Source organism: Vibrio ouci, from assembly GCF_004551525.1.
GTDB classification, from domain to species: Bacteria; Pseudomonadota; Gammaproteobacteria; order Enterobacterales; family Vibrionaceae; genus Vibrio; species Vibrio ouci.
Genome location: NZ_SATR01000309.1, coordinates 1 through 579 on the forward strand (window position 1 = coordinate 1; position 579 = coordinate 579).

Sequence of the window (579 nt, forward strand, 5' to 3'; positions counted from 1 at the left end):
CTTCAAGCTTTAGCCACATTAGCTTCCATGCTTTTCCTTTTAATACCTGCTCACAACTGCTCTTAGATAATTCGTTTGATTCATTCATAAATCTCAACTGGAGCAACCGAGTCGCGATAAAAGCCAGAATAACGCTGAGCCTTTCTAAGTTATCTTTGCTTTGCATTCTCAATTGCTCGACTTGAGTGCCTTCACTTTTCCAGACTTTATGAAAATCTTCAATTAGCCAGCGTAACTCATAATAACTGACAATTTTAAGTGCCTCTTCCTTACTCGTTACTGGCTCTGATGTGAGTAAGTGCCATGCGAGCTTATCGTTACTCTCTCCTTGCTCTATGCACCCCACGTAGTAAAGCGGAATATTATTGAACTCTTTTTTATTCGCAGGAGATTTGAGTGTCACGGGAGCATATTTGATGTCTAGGTGAACCSTGCGAGCTTGACGACCGCCTTTTTGTGGTATGTCGAGCACTCTTTCTCCGGCTGATTGCAGCTTGGAAGCGTAATCATAAAGACGATTATCATGCTCTTTTATACAGCGGCTTTGCATTGAGCGAACGAGGAATCGCTGTTGTTGCT

At 42.4% G+C, this 579-nt stretch carries 1 protein-coding gene; it reads right to left on the reverse strand.

Going from position 1 to position 579, the window contains the following annotated elements:
- A partial coding sequence (locus ELS82_RS25810) for an IS4 family transposase (protein WP_134837843.1) occupies positions 1-579 on the reverse strand: 579 nt, incomplete at both ends.